Consider the following 8,841-nt stretch of genomic DNA (forward strand, 5'->3'; position numbering starts at 1 on the left):
AGACCGGTTTTATATATCACCAGCAACATCACTAAAAAACCACAGACTTCGGCAATTACAGAGGCAACTGCTGCACCATTAAAACCCATAGCGGGCAAACCCCCATGGCCGTAAATAAGTAAATAATCAAGCAGGATATTGGTAGCTGCTTCGGCAATAAAACCAATCATTAAATAACGGCTGTTGAGTGAAGCCACCAAAAATGCGTTGCCCATTTGAAACAGGTACAAAAAGGGTAGCCCCATGATACGGATTTTTAAAAAATTCATTTCCTGCGGATAGGCATTGGGGTCAGCAACCCGTTGAAGAATGAACGGCGCAATAAACCAGGTTACCAGGATACCAGCCACGGCTAATTGCACACTGATACGAATGGATTGTGCTAAAATTATTTTAAAAGCGTTGGTGTTATCACCGCCGGCATAGCGACTAAATTCAGATTGCAACCCATTGTTAAGGCCATTGCCTGCAACTGCAAATATTAAATAAAAAACCCCGGTAATGCCTGCATTACCTAATGCAGAAATACTAAGATTACCTAAAAATATACTATTGGTAAGCATATTTATTTGCGGAATAATGATGGACAGTGTAATAGGCAACGCAATAGAAAGTATTTGTTTATTATTGACTTGTACTTTTAAATCTTTAATTGGTGCAGTTACCTCCATAAGTTGGCAAATTTATCTTATTTTGCCATCCTAAACATTTATTTTGATTTCATCTTTTCATATATTGACCCCTGTTACCGATACCAGTGATTGCCGTTTATATATTGAGATCAGCGGATATGGAATTTCTTACTGGGCATTAAAAGCAGATAATACCTGCTTTGCTTTATCCGTCTATCATTTTAATATCAGTACTACCAATGAAAAGGCTGCTGATTATTTAAAAGATATTGCCGGTCAGCAGCTCTTGCTTCAACAAACGTTTAAAAAGGTTTACATTATTTACGCTTTTGCAGAATCTTTGCTGGTGCCTGATAAATTTATGAATGCTGCCACTAACAATGAAATGTTGGAACTGGTGTATGGTGATATGGGTGAAAGTATTACCAGGAGCGACTTTATCCCGGGGCTAGCCTTGCAAAATCTATACAAAATTCCTAAACAGCTCGACGCTGTTATTGCACATTTATTTTCATTGGCCAGTCATAGCCATCTGTACTCAATACTATCTAACAGAAATAAACAAAAAGGCAATCAGCTGTATTGTATTTTTGATGCAACATCCATCATTGTACAATTGATAAAAGAAGGACAGCTGCAAATAATTCAGCATTTCGATTATAAATTGCCGGAAGATGCGGCTTATCATTTACTAAATGTTTGCGAACGTTTTGAAGTTTTATTAACAGATACCGAAGTGTTGCTGAATGGAATGATTGACAGAGAGTCTATCTTATTCGATGAATTGAATAAATATTTTCCACAGCTTTCATTTGCAGTTTTACCTCAGACATTTAGCTATGACAAAGAGATAAAAACTTATCCTGCCCATTATTTTAGTCATTTATTTGAAATAGCAGCATGCGGATAATCAGCGGTATTTATGGTGGTAGAAAAATAAACCCACCGGCAAACATGCCTTACACCAGGCCAACAACAGATATTGCCAAAGAAGGGCTTTTTAATATTATACAAAACAACCTTAACATTGAAGGGTTAAAAACGCTGGATCTTTTTGGTGGCACGGGCAGCATCAGTTATGAATTAGCTAGCAGGGGAGCAGCCGACCTATCCATTGTGGAAAAGGATACCAACATGTATGACTTTATAAAAAAAACAGCTGCCTCCTTATCAATTAAAAATTTTAAACTAATAAAGTCGGATGTATTTAAATTTATAGAAGGTTGCACCGACCAATACGATTTTATTTTTGCCGGTCCGCCTTATGCATTGAATACTATTGATGATCTCCCTAAAAAAATATTCGAAAAAAAATTACTGAATCCAAAAGGATGGTTTGTATTGGAACATACACCCCGCAACGATTATAAAAAATTTGATTATTATCACTCCGAACGTAATTACGGAACTACAATCTTTTCTATCTTTATCCAATAAAAGGCCAACTTTTTATTGGATAAAATAATTTTTTATTATTTGCTTAATCTTTCACCAGGAAATGCAAAAAAGTAACATTAGAAATATTTATAAAGAAAAGCGCCCATGGCTTTCGCTTGCTCAAACAGCAAAGCTGAACGACATGATGCTGATACAGCTTCAAAAAATACTGATAAATATACCTGTCTTGAGCTTGATCTATGCACCTATAAAAAATATAGTAAAGTTTGATTAACAATATATTACTTAGTATTACTATATTAAAAGTACAGGTAATAAATTGGTTTATTTTAAAATGATAAACTACAACGCGTTTTGGAAATGAATAATAAAGAGATGATGCATAATGACAGCTTTTTTGAAATTATTACATACGGGATTGATGAACCGGTTGATGGCAAAAAAATGTGTACGGGTGATATTGAAATGTTTATTGTACCCTTACTAAGCTTTGATAAAAATAGCAACCGGATAGGTTATAATAAAGGATATTACAACCGGTTTCTAAAACAATGCTGCAGCAATAGTAGTACAATTGGGTTAAGCTATTTTGATGTAGTTGAATACGAGGAAGATATAAACAAAGCTTGATATTAAGTTAGATTATTGTAGTACACCAGAAAGTATTTTTACTTTTTAAAATTTACCCCTTGCTAAAAAGTTTTCGATATTTATTTTTGCCTCTCTCTTTTTTTTATGGCATTATTATATGGATAAGAAATAAGTTGTTTGATAAAAATTATCTTAAATCATCTTCCTTTAATTTTCCAATTATTTGTGTAGGTAACCTTGCTGTGGGTGGTACGGGTAAAACGCCCATGGTAGAGTACCTGCTACGTTTTTTAAAAAATGATTATGCTACCGCCACCATTAGCCGTGGATATAAAAGAAAAACGAAGGGATATGGGCTTGCCAACGAAAATACAACGACATTGGATATTGGTGATGAACCGATGCAGTTTCATTTAAAGTTTCCGGATGTTAGTGTGGCAGTAGGCGAGGAAAGGCTGGAGGCTATACCACAGTTACTGCACGACCGTCCGAAAACGCAGGTGATCATTTTGGATGATGCTTTTCAGCACCGCCAGGTAAATGCAGGATTAAATATTTTATTGACTGATTATACCAATTTATATACCCGTGATTTTTTATTGCCTGCCGGCGATCTTAGAGATATTAAAAAAAGTGCTGCGAGGGCACAGATTATTATTGTAACAAAATGCAAGCACAATCTGAGCAAAGAAGAAAGAGACCTTATTGTTCAGGAACTAAAGCCTGCATCTCATCAGCAGGTATTTTTTACTGAAATATTATACAATAATCCTTACCATCTTTTTACAAAAAAAGAGGCTCTAATATCGCACAGTGAAGATATATTACTAGTTTGTGGTATTGCCAATCCTAAACCGCTGAATGATTTTTTAACGGCGCATGTACAGACCTATGATATGCTCCGTTACCCTGACCATCATATTTTTGATAGTGGTGACCTGGCAGAAATTAAAAAGGAGTTTAATAAAATAACCTGCTCAAATAAAATTATTTTAACTACCGAAAAAGATGGAGTAAGGCTGAAGAAATTTGAAAATGAACTAAAAGAATTACCCGTGTATGTTTTGCCCATACAACATTCTTTTATGTTTAATGGGGCAAAAATATTTTCTGATACAGTAAGAGAATTTATTGAATCTTTTGATAATTGCCGTTAAGCCTTTCCGGCTTTTTATAAATTGGTGGATTATAGGAAGGAGACCTGGATACAAAATAAAATCCCTGATAATTCCGTCTAATCCGTGTCATTCAATATCACATCTTACTTAGCTACGGCAATTTTTACCTTTTTATTTTTTATCTTTTCATCTTTTATCAATTCCAAAACTGCTCCCACTTTTAGTTTACGCACGGCTACAAAGGAAAAAAAATCTTTTACTTCTATCAGGCCGATATCTTCCTTTTTTAATAAGCCCTTGTTGGATAAAAATCCCACAATATCAATTTTATTTACTTTATCTTTTTTACCGGCAGCAATAAATAAAGTAGACCACTTGGGCTTTTCGGGTAATTCAATCCGCTCTGGTAAAACGATGGCTTCTGTTTCACCCATGATGTATTTAGGCAGCTTTTCTTCTTCTGATAAAATCAACACCGATTTACCACCAGCTTCCATACGGGCGGTTCTGCCATTGCGGTGAGTATATACATCTTCGGTTGCAGGCAAATGATAATGAATAATATATTTTATATCCGGAATATCCAAACCCCTTGATGCAAGGTCTGTAGTAACCAGTACATTGGATGTGCCGTTTTTAAATTTACACATGGCACTTTCTCTTTCCTGTTGCTCCATACCTCCGTGATAAAATACATTTACAATTCCTTTTTCCCTTAAAAGATTACTCGTACGTTCCACTGACTCCCGGTGATTGCAAAAAACAATCATCGATTTGTTACCAATGGAACAGATGAGCCGGAATAACGTTTCAGACTTGTCTTTATCTGGCGAAAAAACAGTTCTTACTACCAGTTCATCTTCGGCAGGTTTGTCGATGGGCAATAAAAAATTAAGCCTTACCGGAGATGCCATTCCAATAAAATCAGGAATGCGAACAGCCTCCGTAGCAGAGGTCAAAATTCTTTTTTTAACTGCAGGAAGCGAACCAATGATAAATGACATTTCTTCTAGGAAGCCCAACTCCAGTGATTTATCAAATTCGTCCAACACCAGTGTGGTAATGTCTTCCAGCGCAAAGTTACTGCGGCGGATATGATCGGCCACCCGGCCAGGTGTACCAATGATAAGGGCAGGGGATTGTACCAGGTTATTTTCTTCTGTCTCTCTTTTGTGTCCTCCATAGCAACAGGTAACTTTGTATCCAGTAGCCATTTTTCTAAATACTTCGTCAATTTGAAGCGCCAGTTCACGGGATGGAACCAATACCAGGGCCTGTACTTTTTTACTTTCTTTGGTAAGCAATTGTACAATGGGTAATAAAAATGCCAGGGTTTTTCCGGAACCTGTGGAAGATAATAACAGTACATTGTTACTTTCATCATTGGCTTTTAAGGCTGCCAGTTGCATTTCATTCAGTGCCTTAATTTGCAGATTGGCCAATATCTTTTCTGTGGGTATATTATTGTGTTGCATTCCGGTAAAAGTAATCTTTTACCGGTAAGCACAAAAAAAGAGAATGTCAGTACGTTCCTTTTTTTGTTTATAAATGTTGTCAGATAGTAGTTACGGTACGTAATAAAATTTTAAAACTGAATGAACGGCTACGTACAATTGGTTAGTTATGGGGTTTTCGCCATAACCGATTACTTCAACAACCCCAATACCTTTGGCAAAATAATAGTCGCTTATACCAGCAGAAATCAACCCTGCAGCGGGATCTGTATAATATATATTCTGTTCTACTTTCACCCTGATAATATCATTATAGGTAACCCCCAATACCGTCCTGCTAATACCTTTTTGTACAATGGTATGAGTACGATAAAGTTTATTAACACTGCCAATTGTAGAGGTATCTGTCCAGACAGTTCCTTCAGGTGCATTGGCTTTTAATTCAATGGAGTTTATGGCTGTAAGCATGTTGCCGGAAGTAGTGGACTGCACATTATTTGTAATTACCCTTGTATCACCGTTTTGGCAATTGGTATAAAAGTAATTATTATTAATACCATCGAAAGTATTTATTCTTTTAGATACCATGCCATTAATGGTTGTATCAACAGCAGATAAATATTCAGAATGGCGGGGATAGGCCGAATCGTTACCACCAAAAGGATTACTGATCGTATCTATAAAATCATATTTACTTCCCACACAAAATGGAATATAAATACATTCTTTACAATCAGTTACAGCGGCAAAATTGATTGTAAATTTACACCCGTTTGTACCCGGTGTAAATGCAAAAGGCCCTGGGTTAAGGGGTTTGCCGGAACCGGTTAAAGTAATGATGTGTTGTCCGCTGGTAGCAAATGTACCAGAAGCTAAAAATAATATTCCATTCAACGCATTGGTACTAACCGAATAAGAACCAGGTGTTGTAACGGTCACTTTTACAGTAACTGAATCAGCCGCATTCATAACTGTGCCTACAATATAATTACCACTTACTATTGGAGTAATGCAACTGTCGGGAGCTCCATTAAAAGTAAATTGGGCAGTTCCTGACAATGCTCCGTTTGCAGTAACAGTAATGTTAAACGAGCAGCCATTGGTACCAGGTACATAAGTAAAATTTCCTGCACCAAGTGGTGTTCCTGATGCTTTTAAAACAATCGTTTGTGCACCCGTTGTGGTAAAGACTCCTGAACAGCTAAAAATTATTCCATTAATATTTGCAGTAGCAATAGTATATGAACCAACAGAATCAATATTCACTTTTATTGCGATTGTATTCAAACTATTCAATGCAGTTCCTTTATTATAAACACCACTAATTACTGCTCCTGCACAATTACCGCTGCCACCGGCAAAACTATATTTTGCCGTACCATTGCTGGTGCCGGGCGTATTGGTATTGGTATCCGGAAAATTCAATTCCTTTTGACAGGCAATAAAAAACAGCATGCTAAAAACAAGCAAGAAAACAGACTGTAATTTTTTAATCATTTTAATTATTTTATAAGCAGGTAGTATTTGTTAATAATACTACTTAACAGGTACACTAAATGTGCCTTCGGTAACAATTTTTGTATTTCCTCCGGCAGCACCGGTATCGCTTAATGTTCCACTAAAAGTGCCCTGAATTCTGGTGGTGGTTTTGCTGGTGACAGTGATGTTGAAAGGTGTAAAACTAACTCCTGAAACAGCATTCCAGTTTGCCAACGAAGCATCTCTATAAGAAATCAGGTACGCTTTGCCACTGGTAAAGCTATTGGGGTTAAATACATCTGCCGTTGAGATGGATGTTCCCGTTTTAATAAGCGATAATTCCATATTTTCATCAGAAACCGCTGAAACACTTCCGGTAATATCCACTGTATTAGATGCAGGCACAGGTGGCTGCGCAGCTGTATTGGTTTCTGTAAAAGAAACATTATATGCAAAGGTTTTTGAAACCCCGTCTATTTTACATTTAATGTAATCCGAAACTACCGGACCAGCAGGTAATACTGTTATTGTAAATAAACAACCGTTGTTGCCAGGAGAATAAGTAAACGCACCGGAAGTAACCGGTGTACCTCCGCCGTTTAAAGAAATTGTTTGAAGACCAGTGGCAGTAAATGTTCCCGAGCCTGTAAAAGTTATCCCATTATTAGGTAAGGTGGAAATATAGTATGTACCAATCTTGGTTACATTAACGTGTATACCTTCAATAGTATTGGCTGAAGTTAATGCTGCACCTGCATTATATGCCCCGTTAATTGTAACAAGAGTGCAGGCATTGGGTGCTTCAGGAAATGTGAATACGGAGGTTGTGTTAACGTTGCCTGTTGTAAAAACAATATTAAAAGCACAACCATTTGAACCGGCAATATAACTAAATGTACCGCGGGCAACAGGAGTACCACTGGCAAACAAACTTACATTTTGAACTCCGGTGGTAGAAAAACTGCCTGAGCCTTTAAATGTTATACCATTAATAGTTGCCGTTGAAATTACAAAAGTACCTGGCGTTACAACAGTAACCTGTAGCGTTACGGTATTGTTGATGGTAGTAGCAGCGCCTGCCGAATAAGTTCCCTTTATATTTGGCGTAAGGCAATTTCCGGTTCCGGTACCTGTATAAATGTACACCGCCGTTCCTGAATTGGTGCCGGCTAATGTTTTGCCATATTCTGTACTGTATTCTTTATCGCAGGAAGTAAGCAGTATTGTAAATGCAAGAAAAGAAAAAAAATAGCGTAATTTATTTTTCATAGAATAAAGAAAGTGATTTGATTTATTTAGTTGTAATCTGTCGGCAAATATAAAACAGTTTTAAAATCACGCACATTTTAAAATTCTCCGTGATTCAGTGTGATAAAACATAAAAGAATAATGTATTATTTCCTATTTTATTGTTTAAACTGCTTATTTATTTTCAACGCAGGTAGACATTTTCAAAAATATCAATATTTAGTTTGCTCAATAATTTTTTGATTTTTCGCTTAATCTGGTTTAGTCGCAATCCAACTACCTTGTATTTGATTATTTAAAAGTCCTATAATTAATATTATGTTAAACAGTCGCCCACAACCTTTCTTCTCCCTCCCACGTTTTATTTTTTTCTTGCCCTTGCCACGAGCGAGTGGATTATGTTTTACTGATTAAAGCGTAGTTTGTGGACAAAATTATAAACTGTGTTTATTCGAAGAAAATATAGATTAAGGCATAAATTATTAAGAATAATATTAGACAAACACGATGAAATTGTTGGCAAAAGCAATTTTCACAAAACAACTGTCAATGCAGAAAATATTGCCATTCCATTGCCAGTTTTATGTGTTAAGATGGCTATTTCAATTGAAGAATTAAAAACAATAACGCCACCATTGATAATGGCAGAAGAAATTAAACTAGAAGATTTTGGAAAAGGAATTGCAGTTTTTGCCTGGATAAATTCTCAATCCGTGTATGATGATGAAAAGTATCTTGAAATTGGGAAGAAAAAATTTAATGATGATATTTATGATATAACTAAGTGGACATTACCATTTATAGCAGTCCTTTTTGCTGCTTTTACAACCCTAACAAATTTATCGCTGCATAAGGATATAGATTACACCAAACAAGAAATAAAAGTATTAAAAAAGGAATTAGATAGCCTAAAAGAATTAA

9 protein-coding genes are annotated in these 8,841 nt (G+C 36.0%); 5 read left to right on the plus strand and 4 right to left on the minus strand.

The genetic code is table 11. The features are described 5' to 3' along the window. A partial coding sequence (locus H7254_RS17145; protein WP_301934131.1) for an MATE family efflux transporter occupies positions 1 to 671 on the minus strand: 671 nt, incomplete at its 3' end. Between the two features lie 43 nt (positions 672 to 714). Here H7254_RS17145 and H7254_RS17150 point away from each other — a divergent pair. The 4 genes from H7254_RS17150 (at position 715) to lpxK (ending at position 3,778) form a co-directional block, all read left to right on the plus strand. Continuing rightward, positions 715 to 1,542 (plus strand): DUF3822 family protein, encoded by an 828-nt coding sequence (locus H7254_RS17150; RefSeq protein WP_301934132.1) that lies wholly within the window; start codon positions 715 to 717, stop codon positions 1,540 to 1,542. Further along, a complete protein-coding gene (locus H7254_RS17155) occupies positions 1,533 to 2,069 on the plus strand; it encodes an RsmD family RNA methyltransferase (protein ID WP_301934133.1) in 537 nt (178 codons plus the stop codon). Before H7254_RS17150 ends, H7254_RS17155 begins: the two co-directional genes overlap by 10 nt. Positions 2,070 to 2,390: 321 nt before the next feature. Next, positions 2,391 to 2,660 carry a 5-formyltetrahydrofolate cyclo-ligase gene (locus tag H7254_RS17160; RefSeq protein WP_301934134.1) on the plus strand — a complete coding sequence of 90 codons (270 nt, stop codon included), beginning with the start codon at positions 2,391 to 2,393 and terminating at the stop codon, positions 2,658 to 2,660. A gap of 59 nt (positions 2,661 to 2,719) precedes the next feature. Further along, a complete protein-coding gene (lpxK, locus tag H7254_RS17165) occupies positions 2,720 to 3,778 on the plus strand; it encodes a tetraacyldisaccharide 4'-kinase (protein ID WP_301934135.1) in 1,059 nt (352 codons plus the stop codon). Between the two features lie 104 nt (positions 3,779 to 3,882). Here the strand turns inward: lpxK and H7254_RS17170 are convergent, their stop codons facing one another. From H7254_RS17170 to H7254_RS17180, 3 genes are all read right to left on the minus strand, one after another. Next, complete coding sequence (locus H7254_RS17170; RefSeq protein WP_301923715.1) at positions 3,883 to 5,214, minus strand: DEAD/DEAH box helicase; 1,332 nt, start codon at positions 5,212 to 5,214, stop codon at positions 3,883 to 3,885. A gap of 90 nt (positions 5,215 to 5,304) precedes the next feature. After that, positions 5,305 to 6,690: a hypothetical protein gene (locus H7254_RS17175; protein WP_301934136.1), complete on the minus strand. Its 1,386-nt coding sequence runs from the start codon at positions 6,688 to 6,690 to the stop codon at positions 5,305 to 5,307. Between the two features lie 39 nt (positions 6,691 to 6,729). Further along, the gene (locus H7254_RS17180) at positions 6,730 to 7,941 is read right to left on the minus strand and encodes a hypothetical protein (protein WP_301934137.1); all 1,212 of its coding nucleotides are present in this window, start codon (positions 7,939 to 7,941) and stop codon (positions 6,730 to 6,732) included. A gap of 422 nt (positions 7,942 to 8,363) precedes the next feature. Here H7254_RS17180 and H7254_RS17185 point away from each other — a divergent pair. Then, positions 8,364 to 8,841 (plus strand): hypothetical protein (locus H7254_RS17185; protein ID WP_301934138.1); only part of this gene is annotated, 478 nt, incomplete at its 3' end.

This window comes from Ferruginibacter sp., from assembly GCF_014377975.1.
Taxonomy (GTDB): Bacteria; Bacteroidota; Bacteroidia; order Chitinophagales; family Chitinophagaceae; genus Ferruginibacter.

Excerpts from the sequence above, each read along its gene's own strand:
- H7254_RS17155 (WP_301934133.1), top strand. The coding sequence starts at position 1,533 with ATGCGGATAATCAGCGGTATTTATGGTGGTAGAAAAATAAACCCACCG.
- H7254_RS17160 (WP_301934134.1), top strand. The coding sequence starts at position 2,391 with ATGAATAATAAAGAGATGATGCATAATGACAGCTTTTTTGAAATTATT.
- H7254_RS17170 (WP_301923715.1), bottom strand. The coding sequence starts at position 5,214 with ATGCAACACAATAATATACCCACAGAAAAGATATTGGCCAATCTGCAA.
- H7254_RS17175 (WP_301934136.1), bottom strand. The coding sequence starts at position 6,690 with ATGATTAAAAAATTACAGTCTGTTTTCTTGCTTGTTTTTAGCATGCTG.
- H7254_RS17180 (WP_301934137.1), bottom strand. The coding sequence starts at position 7,941 with ATGAAAAATAAATTACGCTATTTTTTTTCTTTTCTTGCATTTACAATA.